The sequence below is a fragment of the Hydrogenovibrio marinus genome (assembly GCF_013340845.1).
GTDB classification, from domain to species: domain Bacteria; phylum Pseudomonadota; class Gammaproteobacteria; order Thiomicrospirales; family Thiomicrospiraceae; genus Hydrogenovibrio; species Hydrogenovibrio marinus.
Map to the genome: position 1 here is coordinate 742,787 of NZ_AP020335.1, position 19,727 is coordinate 762,513.

Below are 19,727 nucleotides of genomic sequence, written 5' to 3' on the forward strand. Positions count from 1 at the left end.
CGAAGTTGGAAACAATCTCGGGGCTTTTTTATTGGATCAAATATGGTTCGTTTAAACAGAATAATCTTTTGGTGTGGTAACCAGGTTAGGGTGATTCGGTTCAATACCATGTATCAGGTGTTTTTCAAACTCGTTCAAACGTTTCACCACTGAGATGAATTTGGTGATATCTGTCCATCTGTCAATCAAGTAGGAGAAGCTGTCATTTACTTTTCCGAATGCATTCCCGGTTTGAGTAACAATCCCTAAAGAGATTACGCCGGTAAAGAGTGAGGGTGCCATCAATAAATAAGGCAGAATAATCATCACTTGGCTATAAAGCGTACTCCAAAGTGTAAAGTAGGAGTAGTGGTTGAACATGCGGAAATAGTTTGTTCTAAGTCCGGTGAAGAGTTCTGTCAAGGAAGGAATGTTTGCAAAAGCTTTGTCATCCTCAGAGTAAACAAGTTGCTTCCGGTAGGCGGCTTCAACACGTTGGTTGTTATACTCCAGGCCTGGAAGCTTAATCCCCACGACATAGGAAATTAGTATTCCACCAATGGATGTGATTAAAGCAATCCATACCAGTGAGCCTTCAATATGGTCTAAATAAGGTAAAGTCACTTTGCTAGAGAGTGTCCAGAGAATTGGAATGAAGGCGATTAGTGTTAGGGCAGCTCGAAACATGCCCAGCCCTAAACTTTCCAGGCTCTTTGCAAACTCATAAGTGTCTTGTTGGATACGCTGTGAAGCCCCTTCTATAGTGTGTGGAGAGTTTTCCCAATGTGGCAGGTAGTGAAAGGTAATTGCTTGACGCCAGCGGAAAGAGTAGTGCTGTGCAAAGTAAAAGGCGAACATGGCGATAAAAATGTATGGGATAGCGATGTAGGTGAATTCAATCATGCTGTGCCAAAAAGCTTGGATGTCATTGGCTTTCTGTAGGATGTCGTAAAACTTACCATACCAAGAGTTCAGAAGTACTGTCAGATAGACTTGAAGCCACGTGACAGAAACCAACAGGAATATACCTCCCCAAGCCCATAGAGCCCATTCCTTGCGCCAGAAAAAACTTTTTAACATTGATTGTCCTTGTCTGATTTTATTTTGTTGCCCAGTTTAGTGGATATTTCAGTATGGCAGAAGCCTTGTTGTTGTATTTTCATAATGCATTCAGCGTTTTTAAAACGTTACTTGGGTTTCAGGTATAAAAAAACCCGCACGAGGCGGGTTTTTTAGCAGTCGAATGTCGATTAGCTTGAATAGTACATATCGAATTCGATTGGGTGAGTTGTTGCACGGAAGCGAGTAACTTCTTCCATTTTCAATGCGATGTAAGAATCGATTGCATCATCAGTGAATACACCACCTGCTTTCAAGAAGTCACGGTCTTTATCCAATTCAGACAAAGCTTCGTCTAGAGATGCACAAACTGTTTTGTAAGTTGCTTCTTCTTCTGGAGGAAGATCATATAGATCTTTCTCTGCAGGCTCGCCTGGATCGATCTTGTTAAGAATTCCGTCTAGACCAGCCATCATTGAAGCTGCGAACGCCAAGTATGGGTTTGCAGTAGGATCTGGGAAACGTAGCTCAACACGACGTGAACGCTCAGAAGGTGCGTATGGAATACGGATAGAAGCAGAACGGTTTTTGCCAGAGTATGCCAGTAGAATTGGCGCTTCGAAACCAGGAACCAAACGCTTGTAAGAGTTTGTACCAGGGTTAGTGAAAGCGTTCAATGCACGAGCATGCTTCATCAAGCCACCAATGTACCAGATTGCTTCTTGAGAAAGACCTGAGTAAACGTCACCAGCGAAGATGTTTTTACCATCTTTAGACAAAGACATGTTGATATGCATACCAGAACCGTTATCACCAACGATTGGCTTAGGCATGAAAGTCGCTGTTTTACCTAGCGCTTGGCATGTGTTATGTACTGCATATTTCAAAATTTGAACTTCATCAGCTTTTGCAGTCAAAGTGTTACCTGCAACCGCTAGCTCACATTGACCCCCGTTTGCTACTTCATGGTGGTGAGCTTCTAGTTTAAGGCCCATTGCTTCTGCCATTGCGCAGATGTCAGCACGTACTTCATGAAGTTGGTCAACTGGAGGAACTGGGAAGTAACCACCTTTAACTTTAGGGCGATGACCCATGTTACCGCCTTCATAAACTTTTTCCGTGTTCCAAGCGGCTTCATTACCATCGATTTTAACGAAGCTACCAGACATGTCCGCGCCCCAGCGAACATCGTCGAAAATAAAGAATTCAGGTTCTGGACCGAAGAACGCAGCATCAGCAACACCAGTTGATTTTAGGTAAGATTCTGCTTTCTTAGCGATACCACGAGGATCTTTTTCATAAGATTCCATGGTTGCTGGTTCAACGATCATACAACGAATGATAAGTGTTGGATCGTTTGTGAATGGATCCATGAAGAAACCGTCTGTTTGCGGCATCAATAGCATGTCTGAATCGTTAATGCCTTTCCACCCCTGGATGGAAGAACCGTCAAATGTTTCACCATCGGCAAAAAAGTCTTCGTCAACTTTTGATGCTGGAATCGTAACGTGTTGCTCTTTACCATGGGTGTCAGTGAATCGAAGATCAACCCACTTAACGTCGTTGTCTTTCATTAGGTCAAAGATTTCTTGTGACATGCTGTGTCCTTATCGTTGTGTTAAGAGCGCAAAAACAGCGCTGTTTTTATAGATTTAAACAGGCAAAATGATAGCTTGAACTGTGCCAAAATTCCAATTATTTTTTTGAATAACATAAGTGTATGAAATGTAAGAAAAAAGGATGTTCTTTGATGATGCGAGGTGATAATGAAAAAAGCTTACAATGCATCAAAATGGTGCAAATAAAATTCTTTTTTGGGGCGTAATAAAACTGTCAAGTTTACCTTGAAAGTTTAACCTACTTGTCATTTCCGTAAGCTATATTTCTTGGCGTAACTCATAGGTTAAGGGTTTCGTGTTTTTACGTATATTTTTTGCGTATTGGTTTCCAAGTGAACGAGTGGGTTCATATTTTACGAAATCATGGCATTTTTTGCTGTCAAATCGCGTCTATTCAGACAAGAATCTACATAGAGCAAAGAAGTTTTATTTGAAAAATACGAAACCTAAGTTTACATTACTTCGATAAGACCTGCTTTGTGCATAAAGAAAAAACTATATGTGCGCTACGTAGCCTGTCAGAACAGGGTGTAAAGCCGGAGTGCTATCAAGTTTTTGGAGTAAGTGCAAACATCAAGCCATTGCTTTGTTTGCGGGTGTTCTGGATAGGCAGGCAGGTTTTAGAATTTTAAGAGGAAAGGTAGATGGACAAAAGAGAATTTACATCACACATTTCGGGTGAGTTGAATCGCAACCTAGAAGATTTGTTTAACCATATCTTGGAAATGGGTGGTTTGGTCGAGAGCCAGTTCGAAGGGGTGATGATGGCTTTGACTGAGAGCAATGTTAATCGTGCACAAGAAGTTATTTTGTTGGACAGAGCTGTCAATAATGCGGAAATGGTGATTGATAAGCTTTGTGCAAAAGTCTTGGCAAGACAGCATCCTACAGCATCTGACTTAAGACTGATTATCGCGACGATTCGTATCGCGATTGACTTGGAGCGTATCGGTGATGAAATCGTTAAAATTGCCAAAATGGTGCTAACTTTTGCAAATGAACAAGTTGATAATTGTGCGATTTTGCCGGGTTACATTCCGTTGATTGATATGTCTAACCGTTCCATCAATATGTTGCACGATGCACTGGATGGTTTTGCGCGCGTTACAACAGAAGCTTCTTTGAAGTTAATTCAAGAAGAAGAAAGTGTTGATAATATCTACAAAGATGCGTACAAAGACGTTATTGATGGGTTCAAGACATCACCTGAAAATGCAGCATGTCTTGCAGAAATTTTAATTACGCTTCGTGCGGTAGAACGTATTTCAGATCACGCACGCAATATCGGTGAAAGTATTATTTACTTGATTAAAGGTAAGGACGTGAGAGAATTGGATAAAGCAAGCCTAGTAGCCTTTATCAATTCATTTGATCACGAGGGTTAAGACAAGATGTCAGATCGCCATACCGTGTTGGTTGTTGAAGATGAAGCCGCAATCCGAGATATGCTGAACTTCACTTTATCAGCAGCCGATTTTAACGTTATAGAAGCGCCGAATGCCGAACAAGGCTGGAACTTACTTTTAGAACACAAGCCTGATTGTATTATTCTAGACTGGATGCTTCCTGGTACATCGGGTGTTTCTTTAGCGCAAAGAATTCGTCAACATGATCAAGTCGGTCATACTCCGATATTGATGTTGACGGCAAAAGGTGAAGAAAACGATCAAGTAAAAGGCTTTGAAGCCGGGGCTGATGACTACGTCGTTAAGCCTTTCTCTCCGCGTGCGTTAGTGGCAAGGTGTCATGCATTGCTTAGACGTCACATGCCGGACAAGCATTCTTCTGAAGTTATTAAAGCAGGCACGCTACAGTTAGATTTAAGCAGTTATCGTTTCACAGTCGATGGTGAGGAGGTGAAGCTTGGTCCTACTGAATTTAAGTTGATGCACTTCTTTATGACACATTCGAATCGTGTCTATACTCGTTCACAATTATTAGATCATGTCTGGGGTGAAAGCATTATCGTTGAAGAAAGAACGGTGGATGTTCACATTAGACGCCTTAGAAAAATCTTAGAGCCTGTTGGTGCTGCTAACGTTATCCAAACCGTTAGGGGTGCAGGTTATCGTTTTTCTACAGAATAATCGCAAGTAGGTTTGTCACATTGACCGAAAGTGTATCAAGAGAACTCACCTGGACAATTGCAACCCTTTGGGGGGCACTTTTCATTGGTTGGCTGATTGAAGATTATGAGATTGCCGTTGCAGGCTATCTGGTTTTTTATCTGGCACGTCATTTCTATAGTTTAAGAAAGTTTGAGCTCTGGATAAAAGGAAGCTCAAAAGCACCTTATCCACCAGGGTCAGGTTTTTGGTCTGAAATAGGCTACCTGGTTTCGAGAAAACAGCGTTCGCTGGAAAAGTTAGCAGAGCTGCAGGCAAATAAGTATCAGCAATTGCAAGCGGCGTCGATGTCAATCCCTGATGCCATTGTCTCCATTGATCCCAATGGCAAAATCGAGTGGTTTAATGCAGCTGCAAAGCGTTTATTACACTTGAGACATTCAGACGTTACCCGTTCTTTGGAGCCCTTGGTCAGGGTGCCGGAATTTATAGCTTATCTTAAAAATGAAGATTATTCAAAGCCGCTTATTTTGCCTTCATTTAAAGGGATGAAGCGTGTCTTGAGTGTGTCAGTTTTTGAGTACTATCAGCATCACCGTTTGATTGTCATCAAAGACATCCATGAGTTATACAATCTGGCGCAGATTCGTAAAGACTTTATTGCCAATGCTTCGCATGAATTGAGAACACCTTTGACTGTATTTAATGGCTATCTCGAAATGATGATTGATATGCCGACGCAGGATGTGACTTGGCAGAAACCTTTAGAACAGATGCATAAGCAATCTTTAAGAATGCAGTCTATTATCAATGATCTGTTGACTTTGTCTGCAATGGAATCCGAGACGTTGACAGAAGACAGACAGGTGGTGGATGTGCCAGCCATTCTGGGAGGGTTGCAGCAAAATGCAGGGCTGATCAGTGCGGACAAGCATCAGTTTACATTTGAAGTCGAAGAGGGTTTAAAAATAGTGGGCTATCTGATGCCGCTAACCAGTGTGTTCACAAACCTTATTTCCAATGCCGTGCGCTACACGCCTGAAAACGGTCGCATAACGGTTCGCTGGTATCAAACACAAAAAGGTATTTTCTTTGAGGTAGAGGATACAGGTATCGGCATTGCTCAAGAACACATTCCTAGAGTGACTGAACGTTTCTATCGTGTTGATACAGCAAGGTCTAGAGATACTGGTGGCACAGGTCTTGGCCTAGCAATCGTAAAGCACATTCTTGAAAGACATCAGGCAGTGTTAACTATTCAAAGTCAGATACGTGTTGGCTCGAAGTTTACCTGTCGTTTCCCATTGGATTTGAAAGCGGATGAGAAAGCAGAGGAAGTTTAACTTCCTCTCGCTCCAGTATTACGGCACCATAATGCCGCGAATCGTAAAATAAATAAGTGCTGCAAGGAATGCAGAAGCCGGTACGGTAATCAGCCAAGCGGCGACGATTTTCAAGAATGCAGAGCGCTTAACCAATTCTTTTTGATAAACCTTGTTCAGTGACTTACGTTCTTTTTTCGTAAGCTCCACCGAGGCTTTATGTTGCTTAAGCTCTGCTAACATGTGTTTCTTCTGAATCAAGCTGGCACTGGAAAATTGCTTAATAAATTGATCTACATCTGTTTGACCTAAGCTTTGATAGTGCTCACGAATTTTTTGAATGGTTTTTGCATGATTGCGTTTCAGATATTCTCGTAAGAAACCAACACCGAAAATCCCACCCACAGCAATGTGGGTCGAGCTTACCGGTAAGCCTAACTGAGAAGCGACTATGACTGTAATTGCGGCTGACATGGCAATAGAGAAGGCTCTCATTTGATCCAAGTCGGTGATTTCTTCACCAACGGTTTTGATCAGTTTAGGACCAAAGAGTGCCAAGCCTAAGCTGATACCCAATGCGCCGATTAACATAATCCAAAGTGGAATGTTGGCAGTAGATGCGACACCGTCGTGGGCTATAGCATCATTAATAGCGGCAAGCGGGCCCACTGCATTCGCGACGTCGTTAGCGCCATGGGCAAAACTGAGAAGGGCTGCTGCAAAAATAAGTGGAATGGTGAAAAGTGTGTTGACACTAGCCTTTTCATTTTTCATGGCGCTGGCCTGCTTTTTCATGACCTGTCTTAAGACTAGATAAACCAAAACCGCAATACAAAAGCCAATCAATGCAGCGATAGAAAAGTCAGTTTTCCAAATCTTTTTGAAGCCTTTTAGGATGATGTATGTCGAGAAAGCCCAAGCCATAATGGCAATCAAAAGTGGGAGCATTTTTCTAGCAGCCGCAACCATATCTTCTTGGTAGGTGATGCTGCGTTTTATCCATAGTAGGAAGCTTGCGGCAATGATGCCTCCGATAACAGGAGAGATGACCCAGCTTGCGACGATGGATCCCATTCTATCCCAGTTCGCGATATCCCAGCCTGCTGCTGCAACGCCAGCGCCTAAAACGCCGCCAACGATGGAGTGCGTGGTGGAAACTGGTGCGCCAAGCGCTGTGGCGACATTAAGCCAGATAGCACCAGACAACAAAGCCGCCATCATCAACCAAACAAACGTATGTCCATCCTTGATTAGTGCGGGGTCAATAATACCGTTTTTAATTGTGTTGACGACATCGCCGCCAGCAATTAATGCTCCGGCAGACTCACAGATAGCTGCGATGATAATGGCGCCCGCCAGGGTGACGGCTTTTGAGCCGACAGCAGGACCGACATTGTTGGCGACATCGTTAGCACCGATGTTCATTGCCATGTAGCCACCAATCATCGCACCGACGACCAACTCAATGCTGAAGCTGCCGGAACCCACGTGTAGGTTGGCAGAAAAAATCATGATGAAGATGATAAAAAGAAGTGCGGTTCCGAGACGAAACATCTCTCGGCGACTTTTTAATGTTGCGTCTTCAATTTCATTTATGTTTTGGAATTCCATGAGATGACTTGGTTATGAATACTTAGTGTGCAAATTGTAATCAATTAAAGATGGTTTATGACAAAAATGTGACAAAAAATATTTATTGTAGGCGTTTCGTCGAGTTTGCAGATGTTCTGTCATCGAAATGTCATTCAAGCTTAACATTCCGTTTGGGTTTCTAAGACAAAATATTTGTTTTGAATTTTTACTTGGGAGAGTAGGTGTGAAGCGAATTGTTATGTTTACCATTGGTGTATTAAGTTCTTTGGCTTCAACGCAAGCGATATCGCAAACAACTCAACTGACTTCTGGTGACAAGAACAAGGTTTATTGCAACTTTACCAGATAATTGCATGGCCTTATTGTGAATAAGGCCGAAAGCGGTTTAGATTAATTCTATTTTAATATCACTAATCGGAATGACACTACAAGTAAGAATGTGGGCTTCATCCGTTTCATAAACGGTATCTTGAATATTCTCGACTTTGCCGGATAACAATCTTACCTCACAGGCTCCACAGTTTCCGCCTCGGCAGCTATAAGGCATATCAAACCCAGCTTCATCTAAACATTCTAATAATGTAAATTGATCTTCAAACTCACATTCTCCCTGACCGACTACGGTGATTTTGTGCATGGTGTTTCCCTATTGTTTATTTCAATTCAATCAAAGTTATTTTAACAGATTACGCTAAAACGATAAGTTAGGTTTGTGAAATCTGATTAGCTCTATAAAAACAAAAAAGGAGCCTGTTTAGCTCCTTTTTAGATTGGCTGGTGTTACCAAACCAATAGCTTATAGCCGTGCTCTTGAAGTGCCATCAGAGCGGCGGCGCCGACTTGCGCGTACTCAGCAAAAGGACGAATATCTTGGTCAGTCCAGCCAATAGTTTTCATGGTGTTACCACAGGCAATCCAGCGCACGTGATAGTCTGTTGCAAGACTTTTGACGCGAGCATAGATTTCTGGCGGAACTTTACGCTGAGGGTGTTTTGCTAAAACATGAATACCAGGCCCGATGGCAACGACAGCAATAGCAACATTGTCCCCAAATTCAGTAATCATCGCTTGAATAGAGTTCAAAATATGTGTTTGATAATCTGGGTCGGATTTGTTCCACATATAAACCGCTTTGTGTTCTGGTGGGTCACCTGGAAAACGATCGCTTGGAGGAGTCTGAAGTTCTGGAAAAACCTTTAGAGTATGATTGGCCGGATTGGTTATTTCTGCATAGCCAGATAGCGGAATCATTAGCAGCAGAACCAAAGAAAACAGATTGAATCTGAAGAATTGAGTGCTGGCGATATGTTTCATATCAAGTCCTTTATGGGGTTTGATGAAAAATTTCAAGTTTATTGCTTTTAGTCTAAACGTTATTATATAGCGAATTATTCCAAATTATGATTGAGAAAAGAATGAGTTTACAGAGCGCAATAGAGTCAAAAATAGAAAGTACATTTCACGTTAATTATCTGAATATGGAAAATGAAAGTCACATGCACTCAGGGCCCGCAACAGAATCTCACTTCAAGATGACATTGGTAGCAGAAGAGTTTGAGGGATTATCTAAAGTAAAACGACATCAAGCTGTGTATAAGGTATTATCGGAAGAAATGCCAAAATTTCATGCGCTGGCATTGCACACGTTTTCACCAAAAGAGTGGTTGGAATCTCCACAAGTTTCAGACTCGCCGCTTTGTCGAGGTGGTGGAAAGTAAATTACTCTTCTGGTTCGTGGTTGGGGTCGGTTTCAGGGTGTTTTAGTCGCCAGATATAAATGAACTTTTCGCGGTCTAGCTTGTTTTGCAAGAGTTTCATTGCGGCGATGTACTGTTCGATATAGATGAAGTTTTTTCTACGTACGGTTTGCCATAAATGGCGATATTTTGTCGGTAAAAAGTCGTTGAAATGCGGTAGTAATCCATACTCGCCTTCAACGGCTTCAATGCGTTTCATGGCTTCTATACGGGCTAGATTTTTAAACTTGCGCTCGTATTGATCTAGCATTTGTCCAATGAGAAATACGAAAGTAGCTCCGATGATGAAACTGGCGATGAAGTAGCCTGTTAAAAAAGTGCCAAGTAGGGTGACGATGACCAAAAATAGTGCGCTGACAGGCATTGTCATGACAAACAGCCAAGCTTGGTTGCCTTTTGCTTCTTCCGTCAATTGTTTCAAATCCAAATCGCCAAGCTCAACATCGTGCAGACGTTCAAGCATTTCTTCTGCAGTTGGCTTTAAAGGAATGGCTTCATCTTCAATTTGAACTGTTTCGTCTAGTTGCTCTTCTGCCATGAATGATTCGCTGGTTATTTACGATAATTTTCCGCACAGCCTACGGTATGTCGCTCGTCCGTTTCCAGACAATATGCGGTGAGTTCTCCACCCCATAGACAGCCGGTATCTGTTGAATGTATTTTATAAGCATCGATTGCGCCAAGTGTCGACCAGTGCCCGAAAAAAATCTGCTTGTCGAGGTTTTTACGTTCGTCAATGGTAAACCACGGTTGATATTTGGCTTTATGAGTCTTATCTGTTGGTGCCATCTTGCTTTTGAAATCAAGTTTACCGTTTTTATCGCAATAACGCATTCTTACCAGTGCATTTAAAATATATCGGATGCGATCCCAGCCTCTTAGCTTGTCGCTCCACTCATTTGGTTCGCTGCCGAATAGGTGGTGTTTTAGGCTTTGTTTCCAGTCATCCGCCTGAATAACGGCTTCCACTTCTTTTGCATAGTCTTTTGCTTGCTCAATTGTCCATTGAGGGGGAATGCCAGCATGCACCATGACAACAGGAAGGGTGGAGTGTTCCACCATGAGTGGTTGGTGTCTTAACCAGTTGACTAACTCGTCAACATCATCCGCTTTCAGAATCGGCTGCAGGGTGTCGGTTTTGGCGCGATATTTATCCAGTCCTGTATAGGCGGCAAGCAGGTGGAAGTCATGATTTCCCAATACCATTTTCCCTGAGTCACCAAGCTCTTTGACAAACCTTAAGCATTCTAATGATTTTGGGCCGCGGTTAACGATGTCGCCGGCAAACCATAGCTCATCGTTACTGGAATCGTATTCAATCTTGTCCAGTAAACGCATTAAATCATCATAACAGCCTTGTAGGTCTCCTATAACGTAGGTTGCCATGCCTTATAAAGTCTCCTGATAAAAATTTGCCAGTTTTACAAATCCTTCAATGTCGATGCTTTCCGCTCTATCTGAAGGGGCAATGCCACATGCTTCGATTTGCTCTGCCGTTAACCAACCTTTCAAATTGTTGCGCAGGGTTTTACGCTTCTGTGAAAAAGCTTGTTTCACCAAATCCGCAAAGGTTTTGTCGTCTTTCGCCTGAAAAGGTTTTGAGCGGTACGGGACTAGCCTAACGATGGCTGAATCCACTTTGGGCGGTGGGGTGAAGTTTTCTGGACCAACGGTGAATAAATATTCCGCCTGACAAGCATATTGCATCATTACGCTCAGTCGTCCGTAAGCTTTGACACCAGGACTTGCTGTCATGCGTTCAACCACTTCTTTCTGCAACATGAAATGCATATCTTCAATTAAAGCCGAATACTCCAATAAATGGAATAGAAGCGGGCTAGAAATATTATAGGGAAGGTTGCCGACGATTCTCAATGCCGCCGTTGGTTTTTCTTCATTTTCAACCAGCGTTGCGTAATCGAAAGTTAGAGCGTCATGGTGGTGAAGGTTGAATGCCTTCATGTTGCCGAATCGCTTAGTCAGCGGCCCAATAAGATCGTTGTCGATTTCGATAATGTCCAGTTTTCTAACGACTTGAAGCAATGGCTCAGTCAAGGCGGCTTCACCCGGACCGATTTCCACCAAATGTTGCTCGGACATAGGGCGAATTGCCGCGACAATCCGATCAATAATTTTTGGATTGTTTAGAAAGTTCTGACCGAAACGTTTCTTGTGCTGGTGACCGGATGTTTTGGTGCGCTTTTCTCTCATGGCTTTCCTGTCATCTCGAGTGCAACCTGAATAGCGTATTGAAAGCTGTTAATGTCTGCTTTCCCTGTGCCGGCGATACCTAGAGCGGTTCCGTGATCAACAGATGTACGGACAAATGGCAGCCCTAAGGTCACATTTACGGCTTTGCCAAAACCAAGTGTTTTCAATACCGGTAACCCTTGGTCATGATACATGGCAAGAAAAGCATCAGCGGCTTCAAGGTTGGTAGGGCTGAAAATGGTATCAGCAGGCAAGCTGCCGATTAAATCCATACCTTCCTGCTGAAGCTTTTTGATAACAGGGTTGATGACGGTAATTTCTTCAGTTCCAAGGTGACCGTCTTCTCCGGCATGCGGGTTTAAGCCCATGATGAAGATTTTAGGCTGTTCAATGCCAAACTGGTTTTGCAAAGAGTCATGCAGGATGCGGATAACGCTCTCCAAGAGTTCTGCCGTGATGGCATCAGGCACATCACGCAGTGGTAAGTGGGTTGTTACCAAAGGCACGCGCAGCTGCGGAGTGGCAAGCATCATAACTACTTGTTCTGTATTGGAAGCCTCTGCCAGAAGTTCGGTGTGCCCCGTGAACTTCAAACCAGCTTCATTGATAATGCCTTTATGGATAGGACCCGTCACCATGGCGTCAAAGTCATTGTTCATGCACCCTTGAATCGCAGTGCCTAGCATTTGCAAAACATAGTCGGCGTTTTTGACATTGAGTTGACCGGCAATTGAGGGTTCAGCCAATGGAATATCTATGAGCCTGACCCAACCTGGCAGATTTTTGCTGGCAGGTTGGTTGAAGTCGAAGTGCTCAATGTTGATTGGCAGTCCAATCTGTTTGGCTCTGTGTTCCAATAAGGCTTTGTTACCAATGACAATGCATTCGACATTCTGGTCAAAACTTAAGTCTGATTGCGCAAGCTGAACGATTTGTTCAGGTCCAATGCCTGCAGGTTCTCCTGACGTGATGACAATACGTTTGAAGTCAGACATTAATTGATGTTCGCCTTATCGTTATCAAGGTCGTTCTGTTTGCCAAGGTTGATGTCTATAATGGCGTCATCTTTCAAGCGGCGCAGCCAGATTTCATAAGCTTCGTTGGCCTTTTTCAGGCGCAAGGTTTCCATCGCTTGTTTACGTTTATTGGCAGCGTTCAAGTCTTGCTGACGCTTGTCTGCAAGGTACAAAATAACCCAACCCTGTTCGGTAGCAAAAGGAATTGCAGTATGATGCGGTTTTACCCCAGCAATGGCCTTAGCGTATTGCAGTGGCATTTGTTGTATCGTTTGCCAACCGAGGTTACCGTGTGCGTTGACTGAAGCGGGGATGTCTGAGTATTGTTTATTCAATTTTTTGAAGTCTTCAAGGGATTTGATGTTATTTGCCAGTTCAACCAACGCTTTCGGTGGAGCAGCTTGTTTTTGCGCATTGTCAGACAGCAAAATAAAGCGGTACAAATGATATTGCTCAACGAGTTTGCTTCCTTTGTCGCGCTTACCAAGCAACTTGATGATGTGGTAACCAATCGGGCTGCGGATAATGCCGCTCAATTGTCCAACTTTAAGTGACTCAACGATGCTGGTAAAGAAGGTCGGAATCTGGTCTGTGGTCAGCCAGCCCAAGTCACCACCGTTCAATGCTTTAGTGCCTTCAGAGTAGCGTACGGCGACCTGGCTAAAGTCTTCACCGTCTTCAAGTTTTTTTAGGATGGTTTCGGCTTTCTTTTTGGCATCGTCACGTTGAGCAGGTGTGGCAGAATCTGGCAGATTCACCATGATATGGCCGATATGGTATTCGAAGTTGTTTTGTATCAGGCTCTGACGTTGTAAGTAGTTGTTGATTTCGTCTTCAGTGACTTGTGTTTGGTCCAGTACCTCAACTTGTCTGAGTTTTTGGAACAACATTTGTTGACGAATGCGCTCACGAAAATGCTGAAATCCGTCAGGCTCAGATAAGTTCAGGCGATCTCTTAGCTCTAGAACGGTTAGATTGTTGCGTTTAGCAATGTCTTCAACTTGTGCCAGCACTTCTTCATCCTGAACTTGTATGCCTCGGGATTTGATTCGCTGCATTTGCAGTTTGTCCATGATCATCTTATCCAACACTTTGCGCTTGAGTTGCTCAAGGTCTGCAATGTGGACATTACGGGCGGCAAGATCCTTTTCGGTTTCCGCAACCTGGCGATCCAGTTCGCTTTTCAGGATGATATCGTCGTTGACCGTGGCTACGATGCGGTCAAGCAATTGCCCTTTTTCCGGTTCAGCAAATGAAGAGATTGGAAGGAGTGCGGTCGATGTCAAGACTAAGACAAGCAGAGTATGTCGCCAAGTGTTTGATAATGTCATATTAGAAATCTAGTTTGTTGGTTAAGTATTTTGAAAAAGGTGTTCCGACGGAACTGAGGCCTTTGAGTTCAATCATGTACTGGATGCCGTAATTATACAAGCCATTTGCCAATTGTGCTTCTTTAACTGACAGCTCACTTGCCCAGCAACAGCTGTCGTATCGGATTGCTGAATTGATTTCCGTTTTACGCTCTGCAGTGAAGTCATAGTTCCAATAACTTCCAAGGGTCCATTTATCGTTGATGCGCCAGTTAAACCCTGTTGCAACGTTTTCTTGCTCACCGGGTCGGTTGTTATTCACAACGGTATTGGTCAGCAAGAACTTAAACCTTGGCGAGAGATCCAGTTTCATGCGATTGTTGGCATTCGTCAATTCGTAATTGTGGCGTGAATATTGGCTGGTGGAGGCAAAGCTGAATTTACCAACAGTAAGCCCAAGGTTCAGGTAGTAGTCCGATACGCGACTGGTATCAATGCTGGTGCCTGTAAGTTGAACCTTGCGGTCATCCAAATAAAAAATCTGTCCAATACCTGCTTGGGCAAGAGGGGTTCCGTCCGCTGTCAGGAAACGTGTGGTTAAAGCGGTAGAGACCTGATTGGTGTCGCCGATACGGTCATAACCTGAAAAACGGTTATAGGAAAACAGGTTGCTGAAGTCCAAGCTTTGTACTGCCGTGTCGAATACAGGAATATTGCTTTGGTTTTGGTAAGGCACATACAGGTACTGGACTTGAGGTTCAAGCGTTTGAATAAAGTCGTTTGAACCGAAGCTGAAGTTACGTTCGAATGTTAGCCCGCCATTAAGCGCATATTGAGGTACGGTGATGTCATGTTCATTTGCGCCAGTGGTGTTGTAGCCATTGTTTTGCATCGTATAGTGTACTTTGTTGGCAACCACTTCCGCTTTTAAATGGCCATAGGGCTTAACGAGCGTGTAATCCACGCTCGGTGATAAATAGGATCGCTTGGCTTCCGGTTTTTGCGCAAGAGAGGAGGAAACTTGAAAGTCGGTAGCCTCCGCTATGATGTTGGTGTTGATGTTTTTTAACGCGCCTTTATCAAAATTGTGAAAGTAGCTCATGCCGATTTCAGGCTTTTTCTCATAGTTGTATGGTGCGTCTTTTCTCAGTCTCAAGTAATTCAACATTGAAATATGAGAGCTGAAGTTCTGGTTTTGATAAGCCAGATTAACGTGTCGTTCAGTCGTTGTGACTGTGTCGAGTGTGGTGTCAACCGGAACGTCTGCATAGAAGCTTTTGTCCGATACTTCACGCCAAGAGATGTCGCTGTTCAATCCTTCGGCCCAGTGTTGCTGAGCGGTCAATTGAGCATCCCATCGATCGGTTACTGGGTTGGTGTGCTGTACGTTGCCACTACTGTCTAGGTAAGCAATGCCGTCTTTTGCAGTGAGATTATCTCGTAACCAATGAGTGGTAAGTGTCGCGCTGTGGTTAGGTTGTAGATAACGGAATTCATTACCAAGTACGGTGCCTCGCTTGGACATCTGCATTACGGTCAAGGTGTCGTCGTAATTTGGTGCAATGTTGAAGTAATAAGGAATCGCTAAATAGGACTCTGGTGAAGTTTGGTTGATGGATTGTTGTGTACCGAATGTAGGGAATAAGAAACCACTGGCACGGTTATCCATCGGAAAGTTGATGTAAGGCGTATAAAAAACCGGCAAGGTCTGAAAATACAGAACAGCATTTTTGCCGTAAATGCGGCGCTTGGCATCGTCTATTTTCAGGTGGCTGAAATCCAGCTCCCAGTCGTATTTTTTATCTTGCGGGGCGCTTTTCCCTTGCCAGAAAAAGTGTGTGAGCTTGCAGGTTGTGAAGTTGGCGTCATCTAAGTTGGCAAGGCGATCCTGTTGGTCGATGGAGACGGTTTTCGCTGTACCATGTGCTCGAGTATCGGTAAATTGGTATTGCGATTCATTGATGGTGGCAGTTTTATCGCTTTGGTTTAACGTAGCGGTGTTTCCAGTTAAGATAATGTCGCTACGATGGAGTTCTACTTGTCCAAAAGCATGAGCGGTTTGCTTGATGCGATTGAATAGCGCTTCGTTTGAGATCAAAATACTGCCTGGGCGCTCTATGACAACGTTTCCAAGTAGTTTATAGTCATCAGGCGAAGTTTGGATTAATTCATCAGCGGAAGCATTATCCTGAATGTCGGCACTAGGAATAGGGCGAGGCGTTGCAATCCACGCAGGTTTGCAGGATTCTTGTTGTGCGGGTGATGTGTCGCAGCTAGTGGAAGATGTGGTTTCGGTTTTAATTTTTGTTTGCTGAATGGATTCATTTGCGTACGCTGGAGACAGGATTCCCCACAAGCTAAATGCAAAACTTAGCGCAAAAAAAAATGACCCTATTCGTAGAAGAAAACGAAGATGAATTGACATCCAATTAAAAATCGTGAATTATGAATTAAACGCTTATTCTAACCGAGATTACTCTCAGTACGACCAAAGATTTGCATGACGGAACGTTTTCAAAAATTACTCACCTGGCTCGAGCAGCTAAATTCCTTCGATAAAGATGTCTTTACAATGCCGGAACCGGCATCGAACGATGCCAGTTTCAGGCGCTATTATCGTATTCAATTAACTCAAGATGTTGACACTTATCGACAGGGGCAGACGTTCATTATTATGGACGCACCGCCTGAGCATGAAGATTGTCGTCCGTTTATCAAAGTCTCTCATGATATGACTGCGATGGGTTTGAACGTCCCTAAAGTGCTTGAGCAGGATCTTGAATTGGGATTTTTGCTGTTGACAGATTTGGGGGCGGATACTTATGCGTCTAAACTCAATGACTCGACGGTGGATTACTTGTATCGAGATGCGATGCGCGCGTTAATCAAGTTGAACAGCTTGGGTGAACCATACGCAAAAGACTTGAAGCCTTATGATAGCCAGTTGTTAACCACCGAAATGTCACTATTTAGCGATTGGTTGGGCGAAAAACACCTTGGGTTGGGTATGAGTCAATTTGAAAAAATAGAGTGGCAGAATACTCAAGATGTTTTGATTAAATCTGCACTGCAGCAACCACAAACTTATGTGCATCGCGACTACCATAGTCGAAACCTGATGGTGTTGGCAAAAGGCAATCCGGGGGTTTTGGATTTTCAGGACGCGGTTCATGGTCCGTTAACCTATGATGCGGTTTCTTTGTTTAGAGATTGTTATGTACGCTGGCCTGCGGAGCAGGTTCGTGAATGGATTCGTGAGTATTTCCTGAGATTGGTGGAAATTAGACTGTTGTCTCGTGATGAGTGGAAAGGTTTTTCAAAGGCGTTTGATTTGATGGGGGTGCAGAGACATTTGAAGGCATCCGGTATTTTTGCACGGCTTTATCATCGCGATGGCAAAGACGGCTATCTTGCCGATATTCCCAACACGCTTGATTACATTATCGAAGTGGGAAGAGAGCACTCGGAGATGCGCTTTATTGTTGATTGGACAGCAGAAAAAGTTTTACCGAGATTGATGGAAATCAATAAAGCATCATGAGAGCAATCATGATGGCGAGATTAGGCAGAAATTGGTGGTAAATTAATAGATGAACAGGCGTGCAATGATTTTGGCGGCGGGTAGAGGTAATCGCTTAAGACCTTTGACGGATTCCATTCCTAAGCCTTTGGTGACAGTGGGTTCGTATTCCTTGATTGAACATCACTTGCATAAATTCTGCCAGGTTGGGGTCAAGGAAGTTGTCATCAACCATGCGTGGCTTGGAGATAAGATTGAATCTGCATTGGGCGATGGTTCTCGCTATGGTGTCAATATCTCCTATTCCTCAGAGCCAGAAGGTGGTCTGGAGACGGCGGGTGGTATTTTACAGGCGTTGCCGATGTTATCAGATGGGCAGCAGCCTTTTTGTGTCGTCAATGGGGATGTTTTTACCGATTATCCTTTCGATAAAATCTCTCAGTTGACATTGGCCTCTGGCATAATGGCGCACCTGATACTGGTACCCAATCCTGACTTTAAATCAGAAGGTGATTTTGGTTTGGAACACGGTATGGCTACCTTGGATAAGACCTATACCTTTTCAGGGGTGAGTGTGTTGCATCCTGCATTGTTCGACGGGTTTGAAGTTGGTCGGTTGGCGCTGGGAGGCATTTTGAAGCAAGCCATTGCCGATTGCAAAGTCACCGCAGAACTCTATGAGGGTTATTGGAGCGATGTGGGCACGCTAGAAAGATTAAATAAAACAAGACAAGATTTTGAATCAAATAAAATAAAAATGGAGAAACTATGAGTCACAAACATCAAGCAATGATTGATAAGGTATTTGCTCATCCAATGGCGATGAACTTGGATTGGAAAAAGTTGTCTTCAGCATTGACGCACTTTGGTGCGGAAATCTCAGTCTCTGAAAGTAATCATGCAAAAATCGTGATTAATGGCAATGAATTCAACTTGAGTTTGCCTCACCACGGTCATGAATTGAACAATCGCGATGATATCGCCAAGCTGAAACACTTTTTAGAAGATAGCGGGATTTCCGGTAGCTAAAACATCATAAAAAGACGATAGTCTCGGATAAAGAAATTCTCTGGAAGTAACTTGGGGATTCGGTTGTAATTGCATTATTAGTGTTTAATAATATGGCAGAATTCTTAAGTTTTAATCAATCTGAATGAAAGGATAGAAAATGAGATTAACAGGTCTTTTACTAGCAATGATGATGGCTTTGGGTTTGACTGCGTGTTCTGGTGGTAGTGATAAGTCTACTGATAAAGCTGCAGCCGCTCCAGCGGCTTCTGCACCAGCTGCGGCTGCTCCTGCAAAAGCTTACAATCCTGATAAGGATACAGACGGAGATTGCTAAGTTTTTAGCCAACTCAATCTGATTGAAAAAAAGAGCTAGCGCATTTGCCTAGCTCTTTTTTTATGCCATAAATAAATTCATCCGCTTAAAATACGGATATGAATGTTGTATCTAGTGAAAGGAGATGTTGAGAATGTTGTTTGTAATTTCCCCGGCCAAATCTTTGGATGAATCACCGGTTTCATTGAATATTGGAGAAACGCAATCCGACTTTCTCGATCAATCTCAGGCTCTTGTCAATCAATTGAAAGAATATGGTCCTGTCGATATTGCGGGATTGATGGGGTTAAGTGATAAGTTATCCGAATTGAACTATCAACGGTTTCAGGATTGGCAATTGCCGATGCCGTCAGATCATGCACGTCCGGCAGCTTTTTTGTTTAAGGGTGACGTCTATCAGGGCTTGGATATTCGGAGTCTGGATGAAAAGCAAGTGTCTTACTTGCAAAAGCATCTAGGAATCCTATCTGGGTTGTATGGTATTGTCCGTCCAATGGATGTGATTTTGCCATACCGTTTGGAAATGGGTACCAGTCTTGAAAATACACGAGGCAAAAACCTTTATCAGTTTTGGGGGAATCGTTTGACGGATTGGGTTAATAGCCACCTTGAGGCGTCGACTGGTAGGGTATTGGTGAATCTGGCTTCAAATGAGTATTTTAAAGCGGTAAATCCAAAGAAAATTAATGCAACCGTCATTACACCACAGTTCAAAGACTGGAAAAACGGCCAGTATAAGATGATCAGTTTTTATGCAAAAAAGGCGAGAGGGCTGATGGTGCGTTATGCAGCAGTAGAGCAAATAGAACAGGTAGAAGATTTAAAACACTTTGATTATGAAGGCTACCGTTTCGCGCCAGATTTATCCAATGCAACAGATTGGGTGTTTACGCGTCGACAAGAAGATTAATTACGTTTCTCAAAGAATGG

20 protein-coding genes are annotated in these 19,727 nt (G+C 43.3%); 9 read left to right on the top strand and 11 right to left on the bottom strand.

All coding sequences use genetic code 11. From position 1 onward, the window contains the following. Window positions 1-51: 51 nt before the first annotated feature. Complete coding sequence (locus HVMH_RS03400) at window positions 52-1,059, bottom strand: putative transporter (protein ID WP_051623181.1); 1,008 nt, start codon at window positions 1,057-1,059, stop codon at window positions 52-54. A gap of 170 nt (window positions 1,060-1,229) precedes the next feature. Next, window positions 1,230-2,636 carry a type I glutamate--ammonia ligase gene (glnA, locus tag HVMH_RS03405; RefSeq protein WP_029907897.1) on the bottom strand — a complete coding sequence of 469 codons (1,407 nt, stop codon included), beginning with the start codon at window positions 2,634-2,636 and terminating at the stop codon, window positions 1,230-1,232. 665 nt (window positions 2,637-3,301) lie between these two features. Between glnA and phoU the strand changes: the two genes are divergently transcribed. From phoU to phoR, 3 genes are read left to right on the top strand one after another with little or no spacing between them, the layout of a single operon-like run. Further along, window positions 3,302-4,042, top strand: coding sequence for a phosphate signaling complex protein PhoU (gene phoU / locus HVMH_RS03410; RefSeq protein ID WP_029907900.1), 741 nt, complete (start codon window positions 3,302-3,304; stop codon window positions 4,040-4,042). Window positions 4,043-4,048: 6 nt separating this feature from the next. After that, window positions 4,049-4,744: a phosphate regulon transcriptional regulator PhoB gene (gene phoB, locus HVMH_RS03415; RefSeq protein WP_029907902.1), complete on the top strand. Its 696-nt coding sequence runs from the start codon at window positions 4,049-4,051 to the stop codon at window positions 4,742-4,744. Between the two features lie 20 nt (window positions 4,745-4,764). Next, window positions 4,765-6,066 carry a phosphate regulon sensor histidine kinase PhoR gene (phoR, locus tag HVMH_RS03420; RefSeq protein WP_029907904.1) on the top strand — a complete coding sequence of 434 codons (1,302 nt, stop codon included), beginning with the start codon at window positions 4,765-4,767 and terminating at the stop codon, window positions 6,064-6,066. A gap of 18 nt (window positions 6,067-6,084) precedes the next feature. Here the strand turns inward: phoR and HVMH_RS03425 are convergent, their stop codons facing one another. From HVMH_RS03425 to HVMH_RS03435, 3 genes are all read right to left on the bottom strand, one after another. Further along, entirely contained in the window at window positions 6,085-7,656 is a 1,572-nt protein-coding gene (locus HVMH_RS03425; protein ID WP_029907912.1) for an inorganic phosphate transporter, read from the bottom strand. Between the two features lie 367 nt (window positions 7,657-8,023). Then, window positions 8,024-8,275, bottom strand: coding sequence for a 2Fe-2S iron-sulfur cluster-binding protein (locus HVMH_RS03430; RefSeq protein WP_029907916.1), 252 nt, complete (start codon window positions 8,273-8,275; stop codon window positions 8,024-8,026). A 143-nt stretch (window positions 8,276-8,418) separates the two neighbouring features. Further along, on the bottom strand, window positions 8,419-8,952 hold the full coding sequence (locus HVMH_RS03435; RefSeq protein ID WP_232087802.1) for a DsrE family protein: 534 nt from the start codon (window positions 8,950-8,952) through the stop codon (window positions 8,419-8,421). Window positions 8,953-9,053: 101 nt separating this feature from the next. On the opposite strand from HVMH_RS03435, the gene HVMH_RS03440 reads away from it, so the two are divergent. After that, window positions 9,054-9,356, top strand: a complete 303-nt coding sequence (locus tag HVMH_RS03440; protein ID WP_029907920.1) for a BolA family protein — start codon at window positions 9,054-9,056, stop codon at window positions 9,354-9,356. Window position 9,357: 1 nt separating this feature from the next. Here HVMH_RS03440 and HVMH_RS03445 read toward each other — a convergent pair whose 3' ends face one another. From HVMH_RS03445 to HVMH_RS03470, 6 genes are read right to left on the bottom strand one after another with little or no spacing between them, the layout of a single operon-like run. Continuing rightward, window positions 9,358-9,933, bottom strand: coding sequence for a hypothetical protein (locus HVMH_RS03445; RefSeq protein ID WP_029907922.1), 576 nt, complete (start codon window positions 9,931-9,933; stop codon window positions 9,358-9,360). 14 nt (window positions 9,934-9,947) lie between these two features. Continuing rightward, entirely contained in the window at window positions 9,948-10,781 is an 834-nt protein-coding gene (locus HVMH_RS03450; protein ID WP_029907924.1) for a symmetrical bis(5'-nucleosyl)-tetraphosphatase, read from the bottom strand. Window positions 10,782-10,784: 3 nt separating this feature from the next. After that, a complete protein-coding gene (gene rsmA, locus HVMH_RS03455; protein WP_029907926.1) occupies window positions 10,785-11,606 on the bottom strand; it encodes a 16S rRNA (adenine(1518)-N(6)/adenine(1519)-N(6))-dimethyltransferase RsmA in 822 nt (273 codons plus the stop codon). Next, the gene (pdxA, locus tag HVMH_RS03460; protein WP_029907928.1) at window positions 11,603-12,601 is read right to left on the bottom strand and encodes a 4-hydroxythreonine-4-phosphate dehydrogenase PdxA; all 999 of its coding nucleotides are present in this window, start codon (window positions 12,599-12,601) and stop codon (window positions 11,603-11,605) included. Before pdxA ends, rsmA begins: the two co-directional genes overlap by 4 nt. After that, window positions 12,601-13,953, bottom strand: coding sequence for a peptidylprolyl isomerase (locus HVMH_RS03465; RefSeq protein ID WP_051623182.1), 1,353 nt, complete (start codon window positions 13,951-13,953; stop codon window positions 12,601-12,603). Before HVMH_RS03465 ends, pdxA begins: the two co-directional genes overlap by 1 nt. A gap of 1 nt (window position 13,954) precedes the next feature. Further along, the gene (locus HVMH_RS03470) at window positions 13,955-16,357 is read right to left on the bottom strand and encodes an LPS-assembly protein LptD (protein WP_051623183.1); all 2,403 of its coding nucleotides are present in this window, start codon (window positions 16,355-16,357) and stop codon (window positions 13,955-13,957) included. A gap of 75 nt (window positions 16,358-16,432) precedes the next feature. Between HVMH_RS03470 and HVMH_RS03475 the strand changes: the two genes are divergently transcribed. The 5 genes from HVMH_RS03475 to yaaA all read left to right on the top strand — a co-directional run bounded on the left by HVMH_RS03475 (window position 16,433) and on the right by yaaA (window position 19,707). Then, on the top strand, window positions 16,433-17,473 hold the full coding sequence (locus HVMH_RS03475; protein WP_035629178.1) for an aminoglycoside phosphotransferase family protein: 1,041 nt from the start codon (window positions 16,433-16,435) through the stop codon (window positions 17,471-17,473). A 49-nt stretch (window positions 17,474-17,522) separates the two neighbouring features. After that, window positions 17,523-18,224 carry an N-acetylmuramate alpha-1-phosphate uridylyltransferase MurU gene (murU, locus tag HVMH_RS03480; protein ID WP_035629180.1) on the top strand — a complete coding sequence of 234 codons (702 nt, stop codon included), beginning with the start codon at window positions 17,523-17,525 and terminating at the stop codon, window positions 18,222-18,224. Further along, window positions 18,221-18,481 (top strand): hypothetical protein, encoded by a 261-nt coding sequence (locus HVMH_RS03485; RefSeq protein WP_029907938.1) that lies wholly within the window; start codon window positions 18,221-18,223, stop codon window positions 18,479-18,481. Before murU ends, HVMH_RS03485 begins: the two co-directional genes overlap by 4 nt. Before the next feature lie 139 nt (window positions 18,482-18,620). Then, entirely contained in the window at window positions 18,621-18,797 is a 177-nt protein-coding gene (locus tag HVMH_RS03490; protein WP_169736212.1) for a hypothetical protein, read from the top strand. A 133-nt stretch (window positions 18,798-18,930) separates the two neighbouring features. Further along, window positions 18,931-19,707, top strand: a complete 777-nt coding sequence (gene yaaA, locus HVMH_RS03495) for a peroxide stress protein YaaA (protein ID WP_029907940.1) — start codon at window positions 18,931-18,933, stop codon at window positions 19,705-19,707. The last annotated feature ends 20 nt before the right edge of the window (window positions 19,708-19,727 follow it).